The sequence below is a fragment of the Stenotrophomonas sp. KH_036_B genome (genome assembly GCF_057839485.1).
This window is the reverse complement of the sequence record NZ_CM174491.1, coordinates 1,031,410-1,054,177: the sequence shown is the minus strand read 5'-3', so window position 1 is coordinate 1,054,177 and position 22,768 is coordinate 1,031,410. Positions and strand designations below refer to the sequence as shown.

24 protein-coding genes, 1 tRNA gene and 1 other RNA gene are annotated in these 22,768 nt (G+C 68.4%); 7 read left to right on the top strand and 19 right to left on the bottom strand.

What is annotated here, in order from left to right:
- Nucleotides 1–45: 45 nt before the first annotated feature.
- From AC3ITN_RS04800 to AC3ITN_RS04740, 13 genes are all read right to left on the bottom strand, one after another.
- On the bottom strand, nt 46–399 hold the full coding sequence (locus AC3ITN_RS04800; RefSeq protein WP_313348595.1) for a PilZ domain-containing protein: 354 nt from the start codon (nt 397–399) through the stop codon (nt 46–48).
- Nucleotides 396–1,352, bottom strand: a complete 957-nt coding sequence (locus AC3ITN_RS04795; RefSeq protein ID WP_489392200.1) for a DNA polymerase III subunit delta' — start codon at nt 1,350–1,352, stop codon at nt 396–398. The genes AC3ITN_RS04800 and AC3ITN_RS04795 overlap by 4 nt, the downstream gene beginning before the upstream one ends.
- Entirely contained in the window at nt 1,345–2,013 is a 669-nt protein-coding gene (gene tmk / locus AC3ITN_RS04790) for a dTMP kinase (protein ID WP_489392199.1), read from the bottom strand. The genes AC3ITN_RS04795 and tmk overlap by 8 nt, the downstream gene beginning before the upstream one ends.
- Nucleotides 2,010–3,068: an endolytic transglycosylase MltG gene (gene mltG / locus AC3ITN_RS04785; RefSeq protein WP_489392198.1), complete on the bottom strand. Its 1,059-nt coding sequence runs from the start codon at nt 3,066–3,068 to the stop codon at nt 2,010–2,012. The genes tmk and mltG overlap by 4 nt, the downstream gene beginning before the upstream one ends.
- Nucleotides 3,069–3,181: 113 nt before the next feature.
- Nucleotides 3,182–4,537: an aminodeoxychorismate synthase component I gene (locus AC3ITN_RS04780; protein ID WP_489392197.1), complete on the bottom strand. Its 1,356-nt coding sequence runs from the start codon at nt 4,535–4,537 to the stop codon at nt 3,182–3,184.
- Nucleotides 4,538–4,621: 84 nt separating this feature from the next.
- Nucleotides 4,622–5,884, bottom strand: a complete 1,263-nt coding sequence (gene fabF / locus AC3ITN_RS04775) for a beta-ketoacyl-ACP synthase II (RefSeq protein WP_313348587.1) — start codon at nt 5,882–5,884, stop codon at nt 4,622–4,624.
- Between the two features lie 136 nt (nt 5,885–6,020).
- Nucleotides 6,021–6,260: an acyl carrier protein gene (gene acpP, locus AC3ITN_RS04770; protein ID WP_313348585.1), complete on the bottom strand. Its 240-nt coding sequence runs from the start codon at nt 6,258–6,260 to the stop codon at nt 6,021–6,023.
- Between the two features lie 152 nt (nt 6,261–6,412).
- The gene (fabG, locus tag AC3ITN_RS04765) at nt 6,413–7,156 is read right to left on the bottom strand and encodes a 3-oxoacyl-ACP reductase FabG (RefSeq protein ID WP_421568589.1); all 744 of its coding nucleotides are present in this window, start codon (nt 7,154–7,156) and stop codon (nt 6,413–6,415) included.
- Between the two features lie 76 nt (nt 7,157–7,232).
- Nucleotides 7,233–8,177, bottom strand: coding sequence for an ACP S-malonyltransferase (gene fabD / locus AC3ITN_RS04760; RefSeq protein WP_313348583.1), 945 nt, complete (start codon nt 8,175–8,177; stop codon nt 7,233–7,235).
- Between the two features lie 136 nt (nt 8,178–8,313).
- Nucleotides 8,314–9,096, bottom strand: coding sequence for a BUD32 family EKC/KEOPS complex subunit (locus tag AC3ITN_RS04755; protein ID WP_489392196.1), 783 nt, complete (start codon nt 9,094–9,096; stop codon nt 8,314–8,316).
- Between the two features lie 63 nt (nt 9,097–9,159).
- Nucleotides 9,160–10,137 (bottom strand): beta-ketoacyl-ACP synthase III, encoded by a 978-nt coding sequence (locus AC3ITN_RS04750; protein ID WP_313348581.1) that lies wholly within the window; start codon nt 10,135–10,137, stop codon nt 9,160–9,162.
- A gap of 88 nt (nt 10,138–10,225) precedes the next feature.
- On the bottom strand, nt 10,226–10,423 hold the full coding sequence (rpmF, locus tag AC3ITN_RS04745) for a 50S ribosomal protein L32 (RefSeq protein WP_070207941.1): 198 nt from the start codon (nt 10,421–10,423) through the stop codon (nt 10,226–10,228).
- A 108-nt stretch (nt 10,424–10,531) separates the two neighbouring features.
- Nucleotides 10,532–11,041, bottom strand: coding sequence for a YceD family protein (locus tag AC3ITN_RS04740; protein WP_313348603.1), 510 nt, complete (start codon nt 11,039–11,041; stop codon nt 10,532–10,534).
- A gap of 137 nt (nt 11,042–11,178) precedes the next feature.
- Between AC3ITN_RS04740 and AC3ITN_RS04735 the strand changes: the two genes are divergently transcribed.
- Nucleotides 11,179–11,751 (top strand): Maf family protein, encoded by a 573-nt coding sequence (locus tag AC3ITN_RS04735; protein ID WP_489392195.1) that lies wholly within the window; start codon nt 11,179–11,181, stop codon nt 11,749–11,751.
- 3 nt (nt 11,752–11,754) lie between these two features.
- Here the strand turns inward: AC3ITN_RS04735 and AC3ITN_RS04730 are convergent, their stop codons facing one another.
- Nucleotides 11,755–13,596, bottom strand: a complete 1,842-nt coding sequence (locus tag AC3ITN_RS04730) for a glycosyltransferase family 39 protein (protein WP_489392194.1) — start codon at nt 13,594–13,596, stop codon at nt 11,755–11,757.
- A 40-nt stretch (nt 13,597–13,636) separates the two neighbouring features.
- Between AC3ITN_RS04730 and AC3ITN_RS04725 the strand changes: the two genes are divergently transcribed.
- From AC3ITN_RS04725 to AC3ITN_RS04710, 4 genes are read left to right on the top strand one after another with little or no spacing between them, the layout of a single operon-like run.
- Entirely contained in the window at nt 13,637–14,590 is a 954-nt protein-coding gene (locus AC3ITN_RS04725; RefSeq protein ID WP_313348578.1) for an AAA family ATPase, read from the top strand.
- A 37-nt stretch (nt 14,591–14,627) separates the two neighbouring features.
- On the top strand, nt 14,628–15,566 hold the full coding sequence (locus AC3ITN_RS04720; RefSeq protein WP_489392193.1) for a DUF58 domain-containing protein: 939 nt from the start codon (nt 14,628–14,630) through the stop codon (nt 15,564–15,566).
- Nucleotides 15,559–17,505: a transglutaminase TgpA family protein gene (locus AC3ITN_RS04715; protein WP_489392192.1), complete on the top strand. Its 1,947-nt coding sequence runs from the start codon at nt 15,559–15,561 to the stop codon at nt 17,503–17,505. Before AC3ITN_RS04720 ends, AC3ITN_RS04715 begins: the two co-directional genes overlap by 8 nt.
- Nucleotides 17,502–18,026 carry a Slp family lipoprotein gene (locus AC3ITN_RS04710; protein ID WP_313348576.1) on the top strand — a complete coding sequence of 175 codons (525 nt, stop codon included), beginning with the start codon at nt 17,502–17,504 and terminating at the stop codon, nt 18,024–18,026. The genes AC3ITN_RS04715 and AC3ITN_RS04710 overlap by 4 nt, the downstream gene beginning before the upstream one ends.
- 69 nt (nt 18,027–18,095) lie before the next feature.
- Here AC3ITN_RS04710 and AC3ITN_RS04705 read toward each other — a convergent pair whose 3' ends face one another.
- Genes AC3ITN_RS04705 through dnaX form a run of 4 tightly spaced genes read right to left on the bottom strand, consistent with a single transcriptional unit; the run spans nt 18,096 to nt 21,342 of the window.
- Entirely contained in the window at nt 18,096–18,455 is a 360-nt protein-coding gene (locus tag AC3ITN_RS04705) for a histidine triad nucleotide-binding protein (RefSeq protein WP_489392191.1), read from the bottom strand.
- A gap of 38 nt (nt 18,456–18,493) precedes the next feature.
- The gene (gene recR, locus AC3ITN_RS04700; RefSeq protein WP_489392190.1) at nt 18,494–19,090 is read right to left on the bottom strand and encodes a recombination mediator RecR; all 597 of its coding nucleotides are present in this window, start codon (nt 19,088–19,090) and stop codon (nt 18,494–18,496) included.
- Between the two features lie 2 nt (nt 19,091–19,092).
- Nucleotides 19,093–19,413, bottom strand: coding sequence for a YbaB/EbfC family nucleoid-associated protein (locus AC3ITN_RS04695; RefSeq protein WP_313348571.1), 321 nt, complete (start codon nt 19,411–19,413; stop codon nt 19,093–19,095).
- A 6-nt stretch (nt 19,414–19,419) separates the two neighbouring features.
- Complete coding sequence (gene dnaX / locus AC3ITN_RS04690) at nt 19,420–21,342, bottom strand: DNA polymerase III subunit gamma/tau (protein ID WP_489392189.1); 1,923 nt, start codon at nt 21,340–21,342, stop codon at nt 19,420–19,422.
- Between the two features lie 136 nt (nt 21,343–21,478).
- Between dnaX and AC3ITN_RS04685 the strand changes: the two genes are divergently transcribed.
- Nucleotides 21,479–21,571, top strand: a tRNA-Ser gene (locus AC3ITN_RS04685).
- 369 nt (nt 21,572–21,940) lie between these two features.
- Here AC3ITN_RS04685 and AC3ITN_RS04680 read toward each other — a convergent pair.
- A complete protein-coding gene (locus AC3ITN_RS04680) occupies nt 21,941–22,258 on the bottom strand; it encodes a DMT family transporter (RefSeq protein WP_313348567.1) in 318 nt (105 codons plus the stop codon).
- Between the two features lie 284 nt (nt 22,259–22,542).
- Here AC3ITN_RS04680 and ffs point away from each other — a divergent pair.
- Nucleotides 22,543–22,639: signal recognition particle sRNA small type (gene ffs / locus AC3ITN_RS04675), an RNA gene on the top strand.
- Nucleotides 22,640–22,768 lie beyond the last annotated feature (129 nt).

Here is a 22,768-nt window from a genome sequence, read left to right as displayed (position 1 = left end):
TATAGGGCGGCAAAATTTCGCGTCAACGGGTTTCCCCAAATTTCTTCACATGGTGTGCGTGGGCTTGTCCGAGTTCAGGGTGCCGGCCAGCGCGGTCTCGATCTTGTTGCGCACGTTCTCGCCCTCCTGCCCTTCTGCCAGCTGCACGCCGATGCCGGCCGCGCGGTTGCCCTGGGCGCCGGCCGGGGTGACCCAGACGACCTTGCCGGCGACCGGCAGGCGTTCGCTGGAGTCCGGCAGGGTGAGCAGCAGGAACACCTCGTCGCCCAGGAAGTAGCGCTTGGGCGTGGGCACGAAGATGCCGCCGTTCTTCACGTACGGCATGTAGGCGCTGTACAGCGCGGTTTTATCCTTGACGGCCAGCGACAGGATGCCCTGGCGGGCGTTGGTGGCGCTCATGCTCTATTCCCCTTTGCTTGCCGCTCGTTGACCTTGTTCCAGGCCAACAACAATTCCACCACCGCCAGGTCGGCGCGCACGGTGGTGCGCAACAGATCGCGGGTACGGTTGGCGGCGTCGAACCAGGCCCCCAGCTTGTGCAATCGCTCTGGATCGGTCAAGCCACCACCGGTGGCCTGGGCCAATGCCAGATCCGCCGCGTGGCGCAGGCGCAGGGCCGCGTTCTCGTCCGCGGTCCAGCGCTGGGCCAGCTCCACCGCGCCGGAGCGGCCGGCGACCAGCGCTTCCAGGTCGGTGGCGACCTGCCGGCGCAGGGCCAGGCCGTCGTTGCGCAGCCAGTTGTCGGCCAGGCCGGGGTGGCCGCGCGCGGCATCCAGGGCCTCGCGGGCGCTGTTTTCGCTGTGGCCCTGGGCCTGCAGCCAGGCCAGGCTTTCGTCGCGTGGCGGCAGTTTGAATTCCAGGCGCTGGCAGCGGCTGCGCACGGTGGCCGGCAGGCGCGCGGGATCGCTGCTGATCAGCCACAGGTAGCGGCCGGGCTGCGGCTCTTCCAGGGTCTTGAGCAGGGCGTTGCAGGCGGCGCGGTTGATGGCGTCGGCCGGGTCGACGATCACCACCTGGGCGATGCCGTACTGCGGGGTGAGCGAGAGCTTCTGGGAGATCTCGCGCACCTGCTCGATGACGATCTCGGTCCGCAGCTTGTCGCCGGTCTTGTTGGGGATGAACGAGATCAGCTGCAGGTCCGGATGGGTCCCGGCGGCGATGAGCTGTGCGCTGCGCTGGGCGGCGGCGGGCTCACCACGGCACAGCACATGCTTGGCCAGGCGCAGGGCGACCTCGCGCTTGCCCAGGCCAGCCGGGCCGCAGATGAGCAGGCCATGGCCCAGCCGGTCGGCGTCGAGCGCGGCCACGGTCTGGTCATAGGCGCGCTGCTGCCAGGGGGAGAACTCAGCCATTGCCACCCTCCTTGCCGAAGTACACGTTGATGGCATCCACCACCTGGGCGGCGACACCGGCCTGGTCCTGGCTGGCGTCGATGAGGCGGAAGCGCTCGGGGTCCTGCGCGGCGCGCTGGCGGAATACCGCGCGCACGCGCTGGAAGAAGTCGTCCTGCTCGCTCTCGATGCGGTCCGGCCACAGGTCGCGGCCATTGGCGCGGGCGCGGCCCACGGCCACGTCCACGTCCAGCAGCAGGGTCAGGCCGGGCAGCAGGCCCACGGCGCGGCGCTCGAGATCGGCAATCCATTCCGGCTCCAGGCCCCGGCCGCCGCCCTGGTAGGCGTAGCTGGAATCGGTGAAGCGGTCGCTGAGCACGTAGCAGCCACGGCGCAGCGCGGGCTCGATCACCTGGCGCACGTGCTGGGCGCGGGCGGCGAACACGAGCAGCAGCTCGGCCTCGGCCGAGAGCGGCTCGGCGGCCACCTGTTCGTCCGGGGTGAGGATGAGCGCGCGGATGCGCTCGGCCAGCGGGGTGCCGCCGGGCTCGCGGGTGAGCACGACCTCGTGGCCCCGCGCGTGCAGGGCCTCGCGCACGGCGTTGATGGCGGTGGACTTGCCCGCGCCCTCGCCGCCCTCAAGGCTGATGAAGCGCGGGTGGCGGTGCAGCGCCGGGCTCACTGCGGCGCCGCCTGGCTGCGCTGCTGGCGCAGCTGCTGCAGGTAACGGGCCACGGCGGCGTTGTGGTCGGCGTAGGTGGCCGAGAACACGTGCGCGCCGCTGCCGTCGCCCACGGCGACGAAGTACAGGGCGTCGCCCGCGGCGGGGCGGGCAGTGGCCTGCAGGGCGTCACGGCCCGGCATGGCGATGGGGGTGGGGGTGAGGCCGGCGCGGGTGTAGGTGTTGTACGGGGTGTCGGTGGTGAGGTCGCGCTTGCGGATGTTGCCGTCGTAGCTGCTGCCGATGCCGTAGATGACGGTGGGGTCGGTCTGCAGGCGCATGCCCATCTTGAGGCGGCGCATGAACACGCCGGCGATCTGCGGGCGCTCGCTGGGCAGCGCGGTTTCTTTTTCGATGATGGAGGCCAGGATGAGCAGCTCGTAAGGCGAGTTCAGCGGCAGGTCGTCGGCGCGGCTTTCCCAGGCGGCGGCCAGCTCCTTTTCCATGGCGGCGTGGGCGCGCTTGAGCACGTCCACGTCGGTGTCGCCACGCTGGTAGACGTAGGTCTCGGGCAGGAAGCGGCCTTCGGGGTGCTGGCCGGGGAAGCCGAGCGCCTTCATCAGGGCGGCGTCGTCGAGGGCGTCGGTGGTGTGCACCAGCGGGTCGGCGCGCTTGAGGGCGGCGCGCAGCTGACGGATGTTCCAGCCTTCGACGATGGTGACGCGGTGCTGGAGGGTGCGGCCTTGGCGCATGCGGGTAAGCAGCTCGCGCGGGGTGAGGCTGGAGTCCAGGGCGTATTCGCCGACCTTGAGCTTGCCGGCGGCGTCGAGCTGGCGGGCGAGCAGCTGCCACTGGGTGTCGCTGCCCTCGTCCACGCCGGCGGTGCGCAGGTTGCGCAGGACGGTCTGCAGGCCGTCGCCGGAGGCGATGACCATGCTGGGCTGGTCGGGGGTGATGGGCTCATCTGCGAAGCCGCTCTGGCTGCGCCAGAACCAGGCGCCTGCGGCGGCCAGCAGCAGTGCGCCGAGCAGCAGTACCGCAAGGACCGTGAGACAACCTCGTTTTACGCCTGCCATGCATACCTCGGTGGGGTGGTGCAGCCACGCAGGGCGTGGCTCTACGGGTGTGTTCGTTTCCGCGGGACACGCATGGCGTGTCTCTACGCGACCGCTCTACAGCATACCTTGGCTCATTCCTGGCGGCCGAGCGCGCGCATGAGGCCACGGGCCTTGGCGCGGGTTTCGTCGAGTTCCCTGGCCGGGTCCGAATCGACGACGATGCCCGCGCCGGTGCGGAAGCTGGCGCGGTCGGCGGCCACTTCGGCGGTGCGGATGAGGATGTTCAGGTCCAGGTCGCCATCCCGGTTCAACCAGCCGAAGGCGCCGGTGTAGGCGCCGCGTGCGGTCTGCTCGAGCTCGGCAATGATCTGCATGCAGCGCACCTTGGGGCAGCCGGTGATGGTGCCGCCGGGGAAGGTGGCGGCAATCACCTGGCCCGGGCTGACGCCCTGGCGCAGGCGGCCGCGCACGTTGCTCACGATGTGGTGCACGTGGGCGTAGCTTTCCACGCTCATCAGTTCGTCCACCTCAACGCTGCCTGGGGTGCAGATGCGGCCCAGGTCGTTGCGTTCCAGGTCGATGAGCATCACGTGCTCGGCGCGTTCCTTGGGGTGGCCCACCAGCTCGCGGATGCGCTCGGCATCGTCATCGCCGGCGAAGCGCGGGCGGGTGCCGGCGATGGGGCGGGTCTGCACGTCGTCGCCATGCACCGAAACCAGGCGCTCGGGCGAGGAGCTCACCACCGCCCTGCCCTGCGCGATGAACAGGCCGGCGAACGGTGCGGGGTTGGCCACGCGCAGCTGGGCATACAGCGCCTGCGGCGACAGGGTGTCGTCGAAGCATGCCGACCAGCGCCGCGACAGGTTCACCTGGAACACGTCGCCGGCGCGCAGGTACTCGATGACCTTGCCCACGCCGTCGGTGAAGCGCGTGGGGGCGTCTTCGTCTACCTGCGCCGGTGGCTGCCACTGCGGCAGCGGCGGCAGCGTGGCGGTGGCGGCCAGGTCTTCCAGCAGGGTGTCCAGCAGCGCGGCGTGGTCGGTTTCGCACACGGCATGGAACTGGCCCAGCACGCGGTCGTGCAGGACGGCGGCGGGGCAACGCAGGGCCAGTGCGCTGGGCAGGCCGTCGGCGCGCGCCGGCAGGCTGAGCACGGTTTCGATCTGGGCGGCCAGTTCGTAATCCAGCATCAGCGCCCAGCCGCCCCGGAACGGCAGGCCGGTCTCCTCGCGCGGCAGGCGCAGGGCCTGCCAGTGGGCGTCCAGCACGTCCAGGAAGGTACCGGCATGGGTGGCCCCGGCGTGGTCGCGCACGGCACCGTCGGCATGCAGCGCCAGCGACGCGCCGTTGCCCATCAGCAGCAGGTCCCAGCGGCCCTGGGCGGTGCCCGAGGCGGTGGATTCCATCAGCAGCGGGTAGCGCTGCGGCGCCAGGCGCTGCAGGGCGAGCAGGTCGGTGGAATCAGGCAGCAGGCGGGTCTGGAACATGGCGGGGGACCGAAGGGAGTGCGGGGCCAGATACACCAAGGCCGCCATGATGGCGGCCCGGTGCGAAGGCGTTGGAGGGCGCGGTCAGACCCGCTTGAACACCAGCGTGCCGTTGGTGCCGCCGAAGCCGAAGCCGTTGGACATCACCACATCCACCTTGGCGTCGCGTGCGGTGTTGGGCACGTAATCCAGGTCGCAGCCCTCGCCCGCTTCATGCAGGTTGATGGTGGGCGGAATGATGTTGTCCTGCAGGGCCAGCACCGAGAAGATGGCTTCCACGCCGCCGGCCGCGCCCAGCAGGTGGCCGGTCATGGACTTGGTGGAGCTGACCATCATCTTCTTGGCGTGGTCGCCGAAGGCGGTCTTCATGGCCATGGTTTCGCCCAGGTCGCCCAGCGGCGTGGAGGTGCCGTGCGCGTTGAGGTAACCGACCTGGTCCGGAGTGACGCCGGCGTCCTTGAGGGCCATCGCCATGCAGCGCGCGGCGCCTTCGCCGTTCTCGCTCGGCGCGGTCATGTGGTACGCATCGGAGCTGGCGCCGAAGCCGGCCAGCTCAGCGTAGATGCGTGCGCCACGCGCCTTGGCGTGTTCGTACTCTTCCAGGATGAGGATGCCGGCACCGTCGCCCAGCACGAAGCCGTCGCGATCCTTGTCCCACGGGCGCGAGGCCTCGGTGGGCGCGTCGTTGCGGGTGCTCATGGCCTTCATGGCGCAGAAGCCGCCCAGCGCGGTCGGCGAGGAGCCGCGTTCGGCACCGCCCACCACCATCACGTCCGCATCGCCGTACTGGATCATGCGCATGGCGGTGCCGATCGAGTGGTTCGAGGTGGCGCACGCCGAGACCGCCGAGAACGACGGACCCTTCAGGCCGGTGATGATGCTCAGCTGGCCCGGGAGCATGTTGATGATGGTCTTGGGCACGTAGAAGGGCGAGATCTTCTTGCCCTCGTGGAACTCGATGGTCTGCTCTTCGATACCGAGCAGGCCGCCGATGCCGGCGCCGACGATGGCGCCGATGCGCTCGGCATTGGCGTCGGTGATCTCCAGGCCCGAATCATTCAGGGCCATGAAAGAGGCACCGAGGCCGTAATGGATGAAGGGGTCCATCTTCTTGGCATCCTTGCCACTGACCCGGAACTTGCCGAACTGTTCGTTGTCGGCGGTGATGTCGAATTCCTTGACCTCACCTGCAATCTTGGTGGTGAAACGGTCCAGGTAGGATTGCGAAACGTTGGTCAGCGGACCGATGCCGGAACGGCCTTCGGTGATGCCCTTCCAACTGGTGGCCATATCATTGCCCAACGGCGAGACCATGCCCATGCCGGTAACGACGACGCGACGCTTCATTGCAGATTCTCCTGACCCGGGTGTTGCGGGTATGACGCGGTGTAACGCTCAAATGCACAGGGCCGCAAGCGCGGCCCCATGGGTTTGCTGCACGCGGTAGCGGCGTTGGCCACGACCGCGCGCAAGCCGCCTGACATCAAGCCTTGACGTGGGCGTTGATGTAGTCGATTGCAGCCTGGACGGTGCTGATCTTCTCGGCTTCTTCGTCCGGGATCTCGCACTCGAACTCTTCTTCCAGCGCCATCACCAGTTCAACGGTGTCCAGCGAGTCAGCGCCCAGGTCATCGACGAACGATGCGCTGTTGGTGACTTCTTCTTCCTTGACGCCAAGCTGTTCGACGACGATTTTCTTGACGCGTGCTTCGATGGTGCTCATTGGATATCGCTCCAGATGGAGTAGTGGTTCAAAGTGACGCCATCCGATGATGGATGACCGTGGGATAGTGTAGTGGAAACCGGTGGCGCCTTGCATCGCTGCGAAACGCCTTTCAGATCAACCACTTGCGGCGCAATCCATGCACCACATGCTTACGGCATGTACATGCCGCCGTTCACATGGAGGGTTTCGCCGGTGATGTAGCTGGCCGAGGGACCGGCCAGGAACGCCACCGCATTGGCGATGTCGGACGGTTCGCCCAGGCGTTCCAGGGCGATGGACTTGACCAGACCGGTGCGCTGCTCTTCGGGCAGGGCCTTGGTCATGTCGGTGTCGATGAAGCCCGGCGCCACCACGTTCACCGTGATGCCGCGCGAGCCGATTTCCTTGGCCAGCGACTTGGAGAAGGCAATGATGCCGGCCTTGGCCGCGGCATAATTGGCCTGGCCGGCATTGCCGGTCACGCCGATCACCGAGGCGATGTTGATGATGCGGCCCTTGCGCGCCTTCATCATGCCGCGGATGACGGCCTTGGAGGTGCGGAACACGCTGGTCAGGTTGGTGTCGAGGATGGCCTGCCAGTCCTCTTCCTTCATGCGCAGCAGCAGGTTGTCGCGGGTGATGCCGGCGTTGTTGACCAGGATGGTGATGGCACCGAATTCCTTGGCAATACCGTCGAGCACCGCCTCGAGCGCGGCCGGGTCGGTCACGTTCAGCGCGCGGCCGTGGCCGCCGGACGCGGCCAGGCGCTCGCCGATGGCGGCAGCACCGGATTCGGTGGTGGCGGTGCCGATGACGGTCGCGCCCTGCGCGGCCAGTGCGTCGGCGATCGCGGCACCGATGCCACGGCTGGCGCCGGTCACCAGTGCGATTTCACCCTGAAGGGGCTTGCTCATGTTCTGTTTCCTCGAACGGGACCACTCCGCCGCACCGGCCCGGGGGCTGGCGCGTCACGGACGCGATCGGAAGGTGTCAGGCAGCCCAGGTTTCGCGGGCGTCCTCGAAATCTGCGGGCGTGGACAGTGTGCGCGCTTCCAGCGACTTGTCGATGCGCTTGATCAATCCGGTGAGCACCTTGCCGGGGCCGCATTCGGCCACGCGGGTCACGCCGCGCGCGGCCAGCGCCTGCACGCAGCCGGTCCACTGGACGGGCTGGTACAACTGCTGGACCAGGGCCTGGCGGATGGCATCAACGCCATCGTGGACGCGGGCGTCGACGTTCTGCACCACCGGCAGCGTGGGCACGCGCCAGTCCAGGCCGGCCATGGTTTCGGCCAGGCGGTTGGCGGCTTCGCGCATGAGCGGGGTGTGCGAGGGCACGCTGACGGCCAGCTTCACGGCCTTGCGCACGCCCTTTTCGGCCAGCAGGGCCAGGGCACGGTCGACGGCGGCGGCGTCGCCACCGATGACGATCTGGCCGGGCGAGTTGTAGTTGGCCGGCACCACGACCTGGCTGCCGGCAGCCTGCTCGCAGACCTCCAGCACCAGGGCGTCTTCGGCGCCGAGCACGGCGGCCATGGCCCCCACGCCGGCCGGCGCGGCGTCCTGCATGAGCTGGCCACGCAGGCGCACCAGGTGGGCACCGTCACGCAGGGTCAGGGCGCCGGCGGCGACCAGGGCGCTGTACTCGCCCAGGCTGTGGCCCGCCAGCACGGCCGGCTTGGCACCGCCCAGGGCGTTCCACACGCGCCACACGCCAATGCTGGCGGCCAGCAGGGCCGGCTGGGTGTATTCGGTGCGGTTGAGCATCTCTTCCGGACCGCCCTGCGAGAGGGCCCACAGGTCCACACCGGCGCCATCGGACGCCTCGGTGAACGCTTCACGCACCTGCGGGTGCAGCTCGGCCAGTTCGGCCAGCATGCCCAGCGACTGCGAGCCCTGGCCGGGGAACACGAAAGCGAGATTGGGGTCGGTCACGCGGAGTTCCGCCTGCAAAAAACGAACGGCGAATGATAAAGGGGAAAACGGCCCTTCGTCTGTACTGACGCGTATTGAGACGCGGGTACGGCCGCCGTACACGTGGGGTAGAGCCGACTGTCAGTCGGCTCTCCTTTCAGACAAACAACTGCAGAATGTCCAGGTCGCCATCGGTAAAGAAATCGAAGCAGATGGCGGCCAGCATCAACATGCCCAAGGTCGTTGCCCCGTGCACGATCACGATGGCGTGCGCCAGCGCGCGCGCCGAACGGCCCATCTTCATGCTGTACCGGGCCAGCCGCTGCAGGCGGCCCGATACCGCGTGCGCGTGCGCCAGCACCGGTGCCTCCGCGCCGTCCATCGCCGCTGCCATCAGCGCCTGCAGCTGCGCCGGGCGGTGCTCGTAATACCTGGCCACGCCGTAACCGAACATCAGCCAGTCGCGGGCCTGCGCCTGCGCCAGGTCCATCACTTCCAGCGGGTCTTCCTCGAAATCGATGAAGCCAATGTTCTGCCCGTCCCAGGTGAGGTTGCGCGGCAACGGCTGGCCGAAATAGGCGCCCTTGGCGTGCGCCACCGCGATGGCCTGCATCGCCGCCGCGACCAGCACGTCGCGCCCCGCATCGTCGGCCTGGCGCAGGCAGGTGTTGAACGAGGTGCCGTTGTCACCCAGCACCAGCGACGCGTGGCCGCTGCCGATCACATGCGGCACGTTCACGCCTTGCGCCTGCAGTTCCGCGAGCCGGCGCGCTTCGGTTTCGCGCGCCGCATCACCGCCCCGGTGCGGCGGCGGGCGCAGCGCATCGAGCTGGAAGCGGTTTGCAATGAACTTGAGCAGGCCCAGCGCAACCGCGCGGCTGCCCTCGCCGTACTGCTTCAGCCAGGCGCGCTGGCCCTCGATGACGATGGGTTCGACCATGACACACCTCCAGAATGCAAAACGGCCCCATCGGGGGCCGTTTCGTATGAACCGATTAACGTATTAATAACGCAGCAGCGCCGAACCCCAGGTGAAGCCGCCACCGAATGCTTCGAGCAGCAGCAGTTGGCCGCGCTCGACACGACCGGAGCGGACCGCCACGTCCAGCGCCATCGGCACCGAGGCCGAGGAGGTGTTGCCGTGCTTGTCCACCGTCACCACCACCTGGTCCATGGACATGTCCAGGCGCTTGGCAGTGGCTTCGATGATGCGCAGGTTGGCCTGGTGCGGAATCAGCCAGTCCAGGTCGGCCTTGGTCAGGCCATTTGCATCCAGGGTTTCGTCCACGACCGAGTCCAGCGCCTTGACGGCGTACTTGAACACGTCGTTGCCCTTCATCAGGATCGCGCCGCGGGCCTGCTCGCCCTCGCCGAAGCCGGCCGAGACGCCCACCGGGTTCCACAGCAGTTCTTTCTTGCTGCCGTCCGAATGCAGGTGGGTGCTGAGGATGCCGGTGTCTTCGTCGGCCTTGAGCACGACCGCGCCTGCGCCATCGCCGAACAGCACGCAGGTGGTGCGCTCGGTCCAGTCGACGATGCGGGTCAGGGTTTCCGCACCGATGACCAGCACATGGCGGGCGTCACCGGAGCGGATGAATTTGTCGGCCACGCCCAGCGCGAACACGAAACCCGAACAGGCCGCGTTGACGTCGAAGGCAGGGCAGCCGGTCGCACCGAGCTTGGCCTGGATCAGGCACGCGGTGGACGGGAAGATCAGATCGGGGGTCGTGGTACCCACCACGATCATGTCGAGCTGGGAAGCGTCGATACCGGCCGCTTCCAGCGCACGTACCGCGGCGTGGTAGCCGAGGTCACTGGTGGTTTCCGTGTCGGCGGCAATGTGCCGCTCACGAATACCGGTGCGCGTCTGGATCCACTCATCGCTGGTGTCGACCATTTTCTCCAGATCCTGGTTGGTCAACACTTTTTCGGGCAAATAACTACCAGTGCCCGCGATCCTCGAGTAGATCCGCTTGCTCATTACATATCCTGTAGCACGGCCATCAACACTGACAGCCGGGAAGAAAGGGGTAAAGGCCGCTGCCCGACCGGGCAGCGGCCTTCACAAATCAATCTTCTTCGACGGCCGAGTTCGACTTGGTCGCGATCACCTTCTTGCCGCGGTAGAAACCGTCAGCGGTGATGTGGTGACGCAGATGCACTTCGCCGGTGGTCGGGTCGGTGGACAGCTGCTTGGCGCTCAGGGCGTCATGCGAACGGCGCTGGCCGCGGCGGGACGGGGTAACACGGGATTTCTGCACAGCCATGGGATTGCTCCAAACTCGGTTCGATTTGCTTCGTCGTATCGTCGCGCAGGACGCCAGCGCCCAGCACATACTTCGCTTTCGCCGCAGCCGCCGACGACAATCCGGCTGCTATTGTTTCTTCAGCGCCGCCAATGCCGCAAACGGATTGGCCTTGCTCTGTTCTTCTTCGGTCGGTGCCCAGTCCCGGTCCACCGCCTCGCCCTCGGGCGACAGCGGTACCACGGGCACGGCCAGGACCAGTTCGTCCTCAACCAGCTCCAGCGGTCGCAGGTTGCCGTCTTCCGGCACCAGCCACGGTTCGTACTCTTCCGGCAGCGAGGACTCTTCGTCTTCGTTGCGGATCAGGCCGAGCCGCTGCTTCACCGACACCGGCAGCAGGAATCGCTGCAGGCTGCGCTGACAGATCAGCGGCAGCGCGGTATCGATGGTCAGTTCCACATAGGATACCCGCAGGATGTCGTCGTGTCCGAATTCCAGCGCATAGGTGCACTGGCCCTCGGTATCGGCAACAAGCCCTTGCAGGCGGGTCATTTCTGCCAGTTTCACCTGACCGTCGAAGCACCTTCGTGCTGCGACCATCCGCCAGGCATCCAGCAATTCGGGCACGTTCGCGGACATAAGCCGCTGAATGTTAAGGACCACTTTGCCCGTTGTCAATTCCCCCCGCATGACCAGCGGTCGTGCGCTACCGGAGCAGGGCCGCCGGCACGGTGCGGTAAAGTGCGCCCCACCCTTTTCTGCCCCGGTATTGTCGCATGACTGCCCTGCTGCTGGCCTCCACCTCCCGCTACCGCCGTGAACTGCTGGAACGCCTGGGCCTGCCGCTGGAGACCGCACGGCCCGAGGTGGACGAGACCCCCGCCCCCGGCGAGGCCCCGCGTGCGCTGGCCGTGCGCCTGGCGGCGGCCAAGGCGGCCGAGGTGGCTGCCCGCCACCCGGGGCGCTGGGTGATCGGGTCGGACCAGGTCGCGGACCTGAACGGGGCCCCGCTGGGCAAGCCCGGCGACGTGGCCGGGGCGCATGCGCAGCTGGCGGCGATGTCCGGCCAGACGGTGGCCTTCCATACGGCGGTGTGCCTGCGCCGCGATGACGAGATCCTGGACGCCTGCGACCTCACCCAGGTGCGGTTTCGCCGGCTGGAGGCGGAGGAGATCGCGCGCTACGTCGCCGCCGAGCAGCCGCTGGACTGCGCCGGCAGCTTCAAGTGCGAGGGGCTGGGCATCACGCTCTTCGAGGCGATCGACAATCGCGACCCGACCGCGCTGATCGGCCTGCCGCTCATCGCGCTCAGCGCGCTGCTGCGCCAGGCCGGCTACCGCCTGCCCTGAGCGTCAGCGCTCGGGCACCACCAGCGGCTGTTCCTGCCAGGTCTCCACGCTGCCGTCGTTGCCGTGCAGGACCAGGCCCAGCCAGTGCCGCCCCGGCGCCAGCCCGCGCGTGTCCACCTTGGCGTCGAAGCCCACGTTGGGATGCTGCGGGTCGTTGGATATCTTCCAGAAACCAGTGACGTCGTAGGGACGGCCGTACACCGCCGTGGTCGCGGGGCGCCCGTCCAGCAGCACGTCCACGCGCGACAGCCCCACCCCATCCTTGAACGCCCAGCCACGTATTTCCACGCTGTCGCCGACCACCGCATCGGACTGTGGCGTGTCGAACCACGCCATGGCCGGCGTGACGCAGGGCCCCTCAGCGCGCGCCGCCGGCAGGCGGAACAAAAGGAACCGCTGGAAACCATGGTCCTGGCTGACCACGCGCGGCGGCGGCAACGGCCCCACCTGCGCGCAGACGTCGTGGTACTGCTCAAGCAGGTCGCGGTAACGCTGGTCACTGGGTGAGAGCACCAGCAGCATCGGCGCATCGCGCTGGCCCTCGTGCAGCAGCCCCCACAGGCCCAGCTGCGCGGTGCGGCCGTGTTTGTCGTTGAGCGGGTGGCGCAGGACGTCGATGCGTGGATCGTCCAGCTGGAAGCCGAGCTCGGCGCCTACCTTGAAGTTGCCCGCCAGCACGCGGGTGCCGGGCGGCATGGCGGCCAGCTCGTCACGCACGGCGTGGGCCAGCGGCGCCCAGCCGGCGAAGTTGCGGGGGTAGTACTTGTAGCCGGCCAACTGCTCGCGCAGCGACGGCGTGGATGCCATCAGGTAATAGCCGAACGCCAGCGCCAGGCCGGTGCCGGCCAGCCACCACCCGGTACGGCGCAGCCAGCGCGGCCAGCCGTTGAGCACCACCGGCACCGCCACCAGCAGGGCCAGGTAGCCCGGCAGCGGCCAGTGGAAGCTGATGCGCTCCACATCGGTGAAGAAGCCCAGCGCGAAGATCGCCAGCGTGGAGACCGCGCCCACCAGGCCGAAGTAGCGCCACTGCGCGCGCGCGCCGCCACCGGAACGGGTGCCGGCCAAGGCCACCTTCCACATCGCGATGCACAGAATGGGCGTGACCAGCATCGGCTGGATCACGAGGAACCACAGGCCGCTCCACTGGAAGGCCCACGGATGGCGGTCGACCACCTGGAACTTCAGGCCGGCGTCCTGGTTGTCGGCATTCCACGCCAGCAGCGGCAGCCACGCCATCACGCCGACCGCAAGCGCCACCCACACGCGCGGATCACGCAGCGTGCGGCGGCCCTGCGGCAGCAACAGCAGCACGATGAAGCCGACCACGATCACGCCGATGAAACGGTAGTGGCTGAGCGCGCCGATCATCAGGCCCAGCGCCAGCTTCACCGCCGCCGCCGCGTCCACCGTGCGCAGCAGGCGTGCGCCGGCATCCAGGCACAGCACCGCGGCCAGCGCCATCGGCACGTCCGGTACGGCGAGCATGCCCAGCGTGGCCGACAGCGGCATCAACAGGGTGAGGCTGCCGGCCTGCCAACCCGCCACGGCGCCGAACCAGCGGGTGGCGGTGCGCGAGACCAGCCAAGGCAGCAGCGCGCCGATGGCCAGGAACGGAAGCCGCAGTGCCAGCACGTGCTGGCCGCCCATCTCCACGCCCGATCGCGCCAGCCAGGCGGTCAGGCCGGGAAGATCCGAATAGGCCGCCGCGAGGTGCTGACCTTCCTGCCAGTAGAACGCTTCGTCCACGAACAAGGGCAGACGCGCGGCCACCACGAGCTTGACGGCCGTGATCAGCGTCCACAACACCAGAAAAATTGTGCGTGCGCGTTGTTCGCCCTGCATTGCTCTATAGAATCGAAGGAATCAACGACACGAGACGGACATGGAATCTTCGCCCCGCGTGCCCGCCATGCTAACCGATGTACTGCGACAAGCCCTGCGCGATGCCCAGGACCAGGTCAACGGACTGGTGCTTGGCAAGGCCCATGAAGTGAGACTGGCCTTCGTTGCCCTGTTGTCCGGTGGCCACCTGCTGATCGAGGATCTGCCGGGCCTGGGCAAGACCACGCTGGCACATGCCTTGGCATCCAGCTTCGGGCTGGGCTTCCAGCGTGTGCAGTTCACCTCGGACCTGCTGCCTGCAGATGTGCTCGGCGTCTCGGTTTACGAGGCCAGCAGCCGCCAGTTCCAGTTCCATCCCGGCCCGGTCTTCACCCACGTGCTGCTGGCCGATGAGATCAACCGCGCGCCGCCGCGTACGCAGAGCGCCCTGCTCGAGGCGATGGCCGAACAGCAGGTCACCCTGGATGGCGTGACCCATCCGCTGCCCGATCCGTTCTTCGTCATCGCCACGCAGAACCCGGTGGACCTGTCGGGCACGTTCCCGTTGCCCGATTCGCAGCTGGACCGCTTCCTGCTGCGGCTGGCACTGGGCTACCCCAATCCCGAATCCGAACGCGAGCTGCTGCGCGGCACCGATCGCCGCCACCTGATCGCGCGCGCGACGGCCTGCCTCAGCGACGACCAGGTGCGCACGCTGCGCGATGCAGTGGGCCAGGTGCATGCCAGTGAAGCGCTGATCCAGTACGTGCAGTCGCTGCTGGCCCGCAGCCGCCAGCACACCGGCGTGCGCGTGGGGTTGTCGCCGCGCGCGGGGCTGGCGTTGCTGCGTGCGGCCAAGGCGCATGCACTGCTGCTGGGCCGCGGCCACGTGGTGCCGGAAGACGTGCAGACGCTGTTCGTGGCCGTGGCGGGGCACCGCCTGGTACCCGAGGCAGAGGCCAGCAACGGGCCCGCACTGGCCCGCGCGATCCTCCAGACCGTACCGGTGGATTGAGATGCGCAGCGGCTGGGGAGACCGCTTGAAGCATGCGATGTTGCCGGCCAGCGGCCGGCATTACACACGCCCGCGCCGCCCGGAGGGACTGCCACGCCGGCTGGAGCGGCGCCGCATCTACGTGCTGCCGACCCGCTTCGGCCTGTTCGTGACACTGCTGCTGCTGGTCATGCTGCTGGGCGCGCTGAACTACAACAACAACCCGGCCTTGCTGCTGGCACTGCTGCTGACCACCGTGGCGATTGCCAGCACGTTCAGTGCGCACCTGCAGTTGTCCGGCCTGCAGGTGGATTCGGTGTCGGCCGACCCGGTGGTAGCCGGTGCTCCGATGCGGCTGCGGGTGAGTCTGTCGCGCGCCGATGCGCGGCCGCGTCGTGGGCTGCAGTTGGCGCTCGGCGATGCGGTGGCGTTCGGCCACCTGGTGGACGCCGACCAGGTTGAAGTCGACCTTGCGCTGCCCACCCATCAACGTGGCTGGCTGGATCTGGATCGCATCCGCATCTCCACCACGCAGCCGCTGGGACTGGTGCGCGCGTGGTCGTGGGTGTGGCCGGATACGCCGCTGCTGGTCTACGCCACGCCCGAAGCCCACGCACCGGCATTGCCCGAGGGCGGTGGCGACCCGCTGCACACGCGCGTGCATGCCAGCGGCGACGAACTGCACCAGCTGCGCCCGTACCGCGCGGGCGACCCGCCGCGCAGCATTGCCTGGAAACACTCGGCGCGCCGCGACAGCCTGCTGGTGCGCGAATACGAGAAACCGGTGGGCGTGGACGTCCTGCTGGACTGGCGGCAGCTTGCCCCGCTCCCGGTGGAGGCGCGCATCGCACGCCTGGCACGCTGGGTCGATCTGGCCGAACGCGAGGGGCGCCGCTACACGCTGCAGTTGCCCGGCAACCCGGTGCTCGGGCCCAGCCAAGGCAACAGCCATCACCACCTTTGCCAACGCGCCCTGGCGCTGATGCCGCATGGCTGACCTTCCCGCTTCCCTGCTTACGCCTGCCGCCCGCCGCTGGACGCTGGCCAGCGGCGCGCTGGCGCTGATCCCACTGCTGCTGCAGTTGCCACCGCTGCTGGCCAGCGTGTTCGCGCTGGTGGCGGTGGTGACGGCCCTGCTCTCCGGCCAGCGCGTCCTGCCCGGCCCCATTCGCCTGCTGCTGGTGATGGGCATGCTGGCCGCGGTGTATTGGCAACTGGGTGCGCGCCCGGGCCGCGACACCGGCTGTGCGCTGCTGGCGGCGATGCTGGCGATCAAACCCAGCGAGCTGCGCAGCCTGCGCGATGCACGCAGCCTGCTGGGCTTTGCGCTGTTCGCGCCGTTCTCGGCCTTCCTGCTCGACCAGGGGCCGCTGACCATGGGGTTGGCCGTGGCGGCGGCGCTGGCCACCCTGCTGACCCTGCAACAGCTGGCGCGCGCCGAAGGACAGGCGCCCAACGCCGCCCTGGGCGGACAGCTGCGCGGGGTGGGCAAGCTGGTGGCACTGGGCCTGCCGCTGGCCCTGGCGGCGTTCTGGCTGTTCCCGCGCCTCAGCGAACCGCTCTGGGGCCTGCCCGAACGTGCCGTGGGCAAACCGGGCCTGTCCGACCACATGGAGCCGGCCGAGTGGCTGGACCTGATGGCCGACGATGCCCCCGCGCTGCGCGTCACCTTCTTCGGCACGCCACCCGCACCCGAGCAGCGCTACTGGCGCGGCCCGGTAATGACCCGCTTCGATGGGCGCCGCTGGGACCAGGACCCCTATGCCGACCAGCGCGCGCCCGCCACCGTGACCCGCGCGGCCACGCGCTGGGATTACCAGATCGACTACGAGCCTACCGACCGCCGCCAGCTGGTGGCGCTGGACCTGCCGCTGCAGGCACCGGAAGGCAGCACGCTGGATGGCAACTACAGCCTGCACAGCGTGCGCAGCCTGTCCGCCCTCACCCGCTGGCGCCTGCAGTCGGCCCCTGCAGCGGCGTACACCCAACCGCTTGGCACCTTCCAGCGCCGTGCGACGCTGGAGCTGCCGCCCGACCTCAATCCGCGCACGCTGGCGCTGGGCCGGCAGTGGCGGCAGGAGGCGGGCAGCAACGATGCCGCGATCGTTGCGCGCGCACTGGATTGGATCCGCTCGCGCTTTGCCTACACGCTGTCCACGCCGGCACCGGGCCGGCACAGCGTGGATGAGTTCCTGTTCGACCAGCAGGCCGGTTTCTGCCAGCACTTCAGCTCGTCGTTCGTGGTGCTGATGCGCAGCGCCGGCATTCCCGCACGGGTGGTGACCGGCTTTGCCGGCGGCCAGCGCAATCCCTATGGCAACTACTACGTGGTACGCCGCATGGACGCGCATGCCTGGGCCGAGGTATGGCTGCCGCAGCGCGGCTGGGTCCGGGTGGACCCGACGGCGGCGGTGGCTCCCGAGCGCATCTACGACACACTGGAAGACCGGCTGGGCACCGACGGCGGCACCACGCTGGAAGGCCGCTGGCTGCAGCTGGGCCAGGTGGGCGATTTCCTGCGCCGCGGCTGGAACGACCTGGTGCTGTCCTTCGACGCCAACCGCCAGCAGCAGCTGCTGCGCCCGCTGGGCATCGACAAACTGGAACCGGCCCAGCTGATCGGCATTTTCACTACCTTCGCAGCCGCGGCGCTAGGGTGGATGGCATGGCTGCTGGCCCGGGGCGAACGCGAGCGCGATCCGTTGCTGCGGGCCTGGCACCGGCTGGGGCGGCGTTACGCGCGGCATGGCCTGGCACGGGGACCGTCGGAGACCGCCACGGACTGGGCGCAGCGCGTCCACCGTGAGCGACCCGACCCGCCGCTGATTTCGCTCAGCAACCGTTTCGTTCAGGCGCGCTACGCTGGCGCTGAGCTCGACCCTTCACTCGTGCGCGACCTGCACAGGCATCGCCCGTCCACCGGAGCAACCTCATGAACGTCAAGATTCTGCTTCCCCTCGCTGCGTCACTGGCGCTGGCGGCCTGTGCCACGGCCCCCAAGCCGCTGCAGGGGCAGTTCAGCGTGGTCAATCCACGCGACTCGGTTGCCAGCCAGCAGGTGGGCACACCGGTCCGTTGGGGCGGTCGCATCATCGAAACCGTGCCGGGCCAGGGCCAGACCTGCTTCCAGCTGCTGTCGCGCCCGCTCAACGGCAGCGGCCGCCCGTCCACCACCTCGTCGGACGCCAGCGATGGGCGCTTCATTGCCTGCCGCGCCGGCTTCTACGACCCGGCGGTGTTCGAGGAAGGCCGCGACGTGACCTTCATCGGCAAGATCGCCGGGTATGAGAACACCCGCATCGGCGAATACGACTACCGCCTGCCCAAGCTGGAGGCGGACGTGGTCTACCTGTGGCCGGAACAGCGCCAGGTAGACGTGGTCCCGATGTACCCCTACGGGCCGTGGGGTCCGGGTTGGGGTCCGGGCTGGGGCTACCGTGGTTGGGGCTGGTGGTAATTGCCTGAACGAAAAACGCCGCCCCTCGGGGCGGCGTTTTTTTGTGGGCCCACCCAACAGCGGCCCCGGTCAGGCGCTGGGGACGCCGAAATGCCCCAGCGGTGCGCCGGCCAGCAGGTGCAGGTGGATGTGGAACACGGTCTGCCCGGCATGTTCGCGGCAGTTCATGACGATGCGGTACCCGTCCTGGGCGAAGCCTTCGCGGCGCGCGTAGTCGGCTGCGGCCAACGCCAGCTTGCCGATCAGGTGGGCCTGCGCAGGCTGCACGTCATCCAGGGTGGGGATGGCCTCGTTCTTCGGAATGAACAACACGTGCACCGGGGCCTGCGGTGCGATGTCCTTGAAGCCCAGCACCTCGTCGTCTTCATGGACGATGGTGGCGGGAATCTCGCGGCGGATGATTTTTCCGAACAGCGTGTCTTGGCTCATGAATCACCTTGGATGTGTGTCGGTAGCAGCGGACGTTGTCAGGTCGCTTCGGTACGGGTGCCGAACGCGTGCGACAGCGTGCCGCGATCCACGTACTCCAGCTCGCCCCCCAGCGGCAGGCCCTGGGCCAGGCGGCTGGGTCGCACGGTGTGGGCACGCGCCAGTTGCGCCAGGTAATGTGCGGTGGCCTCGCCCTCGACGGTGGCACTGGTGGCGATGATCAGCTCCTGCACCTCGCCCTGCTTCAGGCGTGCCTCGAGCTGGTCCAGGCCCAGCTCGCGCGGGCCGACACCGTCCAACGGCGACAACCGTCCCTGCAGCACGAAGTACACACCGCGGAAGCCCGTGGCGGTTTCAATGGCCATCCGGTCGGCAGGCGATTCCACCGCACACAGCTGCTGCCGTTCGCGGCTGCCGTTGGCGCAGACCGCGCAGATCTCGCTCTCGCTGAAATCGCGGCACTGCGCGCAATGGCCAATGCGTTCAATCGCCTTGGCCAGCACCTCCGCCAGCTTCTTCCCGCCCTCGCGCTCGCGCTCAAGCACGTGGTAGGCCATGCGCTGGGCCGTTTTCTGGCCCACGCCCGGCAGCACGCGGAAGGCCTCGATCAACTGCTCGAGCAGGGGCAGGCTCACGCTTAGAACGGCATTTTCATGCCGGGCGGGAGCTGCATGCCGGCAGTGGCCGAACCCATGCGGTTCTTCGACTCGGCGTCGATCTTGTTGGAGGCGTCGTTGAAGGCAGCCGCCACCAGGTCTTCGGTCATTTCCGCATCGGACAGGATCGACGGATCGATACGCACCTTGCGGCACTCCTTGGCACCGGTCAGGGTCACGCTGACCATGCCGCCGCCGGCGCTGCCGGTGACTTCCAGCTTGGCAAGTTCTTCCTGGGCCTTCTGCAGGTTTTCCTGCATCTTCTGGGCCTGCTGCATCAATTGGGCGATGTTGCCGCGCATGTCTGGTTACTCATCAAAAGGACGGATGGAATCGGTCACGACCCGCGCGCCATGCTGCTGGATGAGCAGCTGCACCGACGGGTCGGCCATGAAGGCGGCTTCGGCCGCCTGCTGTCGTTCGCCACGCTGACGGTCGGCACGCTGGTGCAGCGTTTCGGCCTCGGCGTTGCCGTGCTGGTCGATCACGATCTGCGGGGTCATCCCGAGCGGGCCGGACAGCGCCTCGCTCAAGGCCGCCAGCGAACGGTCCGAACACAGGTACTCAAATCCGGGCGATACCGCCAGTTTCAAGACGCCGTGCTGGAATCCGATGAACGCGGCATGCGCGGCCAGCTGCCGCGACGGGCCATTCAAGTGGCTCTGGGTGACCAGTTCCAGCCAGGTTTCGGCCGAATCCAGGTTCACCGGACCGCCCGTCACGGCGGCGGACGGCGGGGCGATGGCGATGCCCTGCGGGCGCGGCGTCGGTGCCGGAACAGCCGCCGGAGCCGGAGCAGCCGGCCGTGCCGGCGGGGCTTCCCACGGGGCCGCCATGGCCGCGTCGGGACCGGCCATTTCCACGGCAAGCGCCTCGTCGCGGTCGTCGGCGCCGGCCGGGTGCCACGGCGGCGGATCGTCTTCGGCAGCCGGTTCGGCCACGGGCGCGGGTGTCGGTTTCGGCGCGGCAGCCGGGGGGACCGGTGCCACGGGGGCCGCGACCGGCGCGGCTACGGCGGCCACGGGGACGGCAGCCGCTACCGGGGCGGCCACGGCAGCCGGTGCGGCGGCCATGCCCCCCTGCTCGGCGCCCCGCGAACCGGTGCCCACGTCGGTGCCGGTGCCCGGGTCACGCGGCACGGGCGGCACGGCGGCAGCCGGGCGGAAGGCGAGCATGCGCAGCACGGCCATTTCAAACCCGGCGCGCGGGCTGGGGGCGAGGTGCAGGTCGCGGCGGCCACTGAGCGCCATCTGGTACCAGAGCTGCACCACTTCCGGGCGCAGCCGCTGGGCGAAGGCGGCGGCATCGATGCCCTCGCCGTCGGCCTGGGCGCCCGGCACCAGCTGCTGCACCTGGATGCGGTGCAACGCTTCGGCCAGCGCTTCGAGCACGCCACTCCAATCGGGCGAAAACTCCGCCAACGCGGCCACGACCTGCAGCAGGCGCACGCCATCGCCGTCGGCCAGCGCCTCCAGCATGGCCGCCACCTGGGTCCGGTCGACGGTGCCCAGCATGGTGCGCACCACGTCCTCACGCAGCGCGCCGCCAGCGTAGGCGATCGCCTGGTCGAGCAGCGACAGGCCGTCGCGCAGGCTGCCATCGGCGGCCTTGGCAAGCTGGACGATCGCGGTCGGGTCGGACTCGATCTCCTCGGCGGCCAGGATGCGGGTCATCTGGCCCTGGATCTGGTCCTCGTCCAGGCGCTTGAGGTTGAACTGCAGGCAGCGCGACAGCACCGTGACCGGCAGCTTCTGCGGGTCGGTGGTGGCGAGCAGGAACTTCACGTGTTCCGGCGGTTCTTCCAGCGTCTTGAGCAGCGCATTGAACGCCGCCTTGGACAGCATGTGCACTTCGTCGATCAGGTAGACCTTGTACTTGCCGCGCGAGGGCATGTACTGGGCGTTCTCGATCACCTCACGGACATCGTCCACGCCGGTATTGGACGCGGCATCGATTTCCAGCAGGTCGATATAACGCCCGGAATCGATGTCCAGGCAGGACGGGCACTGACCGCACGGGTCGGCGCTGGTGCCCTGTTCGCAGTTGAGCGACTTGGCGAAAATGCGCGCGATGGTGGTCTTGCCGACCCCTCGGGTGCCGGTAAACAGGAATGCGTGGTGCACCCGGCCGCTGTCCAGCGCATTGCTGAGCGCGCGGACCACGTGTTCCTGGCCCACCAACTCGGCAAAACGCTTCGGACGCCACTTGCGGGCAAGGACGAGATAGGACATCAGGCCACCGTCTTCATCGGAACGTCCATTGTGCCACGCCTGTCCAGCCCCCCTGCCCCCTGCTGCATACCGCTTGTGCGATTCCAATTCCCCCGCTAGAATCTGCGCCCCTGCAGCGGGTTATCGCAGCAGGTCCGGAGAGGTGTCCGAGCGGTTGAAGGAGCACGCCTGGAAAGTGTGTAAGCGTCTAAACCGCGCTTCGGGGGTTCGAATCCCCCTCTCTCCGCCAGACAAACGCAAAAGGCCGCCCCCAGGGGCGGCCTTTTGCGTTTGCCCGGCGGAGAGAGGGGGACGAGAAGCACCGGACGGGGTTCGACGGATTCGCCCGGAGCGAATCCGGACAGCCACATGGCTGGCCCCGCAGCGCGCTTGCGCGCGGAGGGGCGGCCCCCATGGATGGGGGCCGCAATCCCCGGCAATGAAGCGGCCACCACGCCGCCGCGTTCGACCAGCCCGCCGGAAAAACAACGCCACCCGAAGGGCGACCTTCGGGTAGAGCCACGCCCTGCGTGGCTGCTCTCCGTTCAGCACCAGGAAGCCACGCAGGGCGTGGCTCTACGTTTCAGCACCGCGCGGACACGCATGGCGTCCTGCGCGTTTACGCACTCGATACCTTCATCAACACCAGGCCGCTCACGATCAGCACCGCCGCCGCGATCCGCATCGCGTTGACCTGCTCGCCGAGGAACACTATGCCGATGATGAACGCGCCGACCGCACCGATGCCGGTCCAGATCGTATAGGCCGTGCCCAGCGGCAGGCTGCGCATCGCCAAGGCGAGCAGCCAGAAGCTGCCGATCATGCCGGCGAACGTGATGAGCGAGGGGGTGAGCCTGCTGAAGCCGTCGGACTGCTTCATGGCGAAGGCCCAGACGATTTCGAGTACACCGGCTGCCAGTAGATAGATCCAGGCCATATGGCCTCCTTTGATGGGGCCAGGTCGTCCTGGTCATTGATGCCCGATGCGGGGGAGGCCGTTCCTCCAGATGTGCGGGAATTTTAGCGGGTGGGGGTTGGCGTGGGGTGAACCAGGTCATTGGGGATACGGGGTGTTCAGGTCTGCTTGGGACACGCATGGCGTGTCGCTACGCCGCGCAATGGGGATCATTGCGCGGCTGGCGCTGCCCGCGCCGGTTGGGATAGAATGCATGGCTGCACCGCAGGACACGTTCCTGCCTGCAACCCGTCTCTATGGTGGCCCCGTCGGCCCCTCGCGACGCTAGGTCGAAAATCCCGCCAGGGCCGGAAGGCAGCAACGGTATCGATCGACGCGGGCGCCGAGGTCAGCCGGCGGGGCCGCCACCTTTTTGGGCGGTGCAAAGGCAGCCGCCTACAAAAAAAGCAGCCGTCTAACAGACGGCTCTACCCCGCCACGTAGCCATCCGCCCGCCGCGTAGCCACCCGCCTCCGCGGCGCAGCCACGCAG